Origin of the sequence: Kitasatospora sp. NPDC047058, from assembly GCF_040643935.1 — a bacterium.
GTDB lineage: Bacteria > Actinomycetota > Actinomycetes > Streptomycetales > Streptomycetaceae > Kitasatospora.
This window is the reverse complement of the sequence record NZ_JBEYVJ010000875.1, coordinates 1-1,367: the sequence shown is the minus strand read 5'-3', so window position 1 is coordinate 1,367 and position 1,367 is coordinate 1. Positions and strand designations below refer to the sequence as shown.

Annotated in this window: 1 protein-coding gene; it reads right to left on the bottom strand. The window is 74.3% G+C overall.

The window, feature by feature from the left end; all coding sequences use genetic code 11:
• Positions 1-103: 103 nt before the first annotated feature.
• Positions 104-1,225: a chemotaxis protein gene (locus ABZ885_RS41250; RefSeq protein WP_360200363.1), complete on the bottom strand. Its 1,122-nt coding sequence runs from the start codon at positions 1,223-1,225 to the stop codon at positions 104-106.
• Positions 1,226-1,367: the final 142 nt, after the last annotated feature.

Sequence of the window (1,367 nt, the reverse complement as noted above, 5' to 3'; positions counted from 1 at the left end):
CCGGCCGGCCGTGCGCCCGTGGTTGCCGCGGGCCGGCCGTGCTGCAACCGGGGGTGGTCGTCCCCGGCGGGGTGGCCGTCCCCGGCGTGCGGGCCGGGGAGGCTCAGTAGCGCAGGACTGCGGCGATGGAGTGGTGGTCGGTGAGCGTGCCGTCGGGGACGAAGGTGACGGTGCCGTCGGTCTGCAGGGTGCGTTCGGTGATCTCGTCGACGATGTCTTCGCGGGTTTCGCCGGTGCCGGTGGGCTGGGTGCCGGCAGGGGCGGGGGCGAGGTGGCCCTGGGTGACTTCGACGGTGGTCCGGTAGTGCTCCTCGACCACGAGTTCGCCGACGCGGCCGTCGGTGACCGCCTGCCAGATCTCGTCGAGACCGGCGGCGAGTGTCTTGTGGCTGGCGGCCTGGTCGAGGCGGGCGAGCGCGGCCGCGCGTTCGGTGCGTGCCTGTTCCTGGCGTACGGGGGCGAGTGCGGGCTGCAGCGCGGTGGCGGGGCCGTCGCCCAGGCCGCCCTTTTCCAGGCGGGCGGCGATCGCGTCGCGGTGTGTGGTGACCGATTCGAAGAGGCTGACGGCTTCGGGGACGCCGACCAGGTAGCAGGGGCGGGGCGTGTCCTTGAGCAGTGCGCCGAGGGCGGTGTCGACGTCGCGGTAGAAGATCCGGGTGTCCTCGTGGCTGTAGACGCTCGGGGTGTCGCCGATCTGTTCCTCGCGCTGGGGGTCGAATTTCTGCGGGTTGGCCGGCCGCTGGGGGAATCCGCCGGCCGTTGATTCCGCGAGGTCCGGTCCGGCGCCGCTCCACAGGCGTACCTGTTCCGCGCCCAGGGTGATCACCCAGTAGGGAGCGGCGGCGGCGCGGGCGGCCACCAGGTTGCGGGTGAGGAAGGTGTCGGAGACCACCACGCGGGCCGGGACGGCGCGCGGGAGTTTCCACACCTGGTGCTCGCCGGGTGCGGCGAACAGCAGCAGCCCGTCCTGGGCGGCGTGGCGCAGGTCGGCCTCGGCGGCCGCTCGTTCGAGCTGTGTCAGCACGTCCAGGCGCTGCGCACGGTCCAGTGTGTCGTCACCTTCGATGCGACGCCGTGCCTCGGCGAGCAGGTTCTTCAGCTCCAGGCCGTCCTGTTCGGTCCCGGTGGCCTGGCGGCGGGTGGGCATCGCGATGGTGACCGCCGGCCGGGGCCGGGGGGCGGCGAGCGCGGCGAGGGTCGCGGGAGTGAGGTCGGTGACGTCCACGGGCGGCTATCCGTTCGGGGGAGGGACGGTGCCTTCCCACCCTTGCCGTGCCGCCGCGATCCCGCATCCGGAACGCGTACGGGGAGTCACCCGGCCCCGGCCGGCGGGGGCCCGGGCAGCGGCCTGCGGGTGGCCGGCCGGC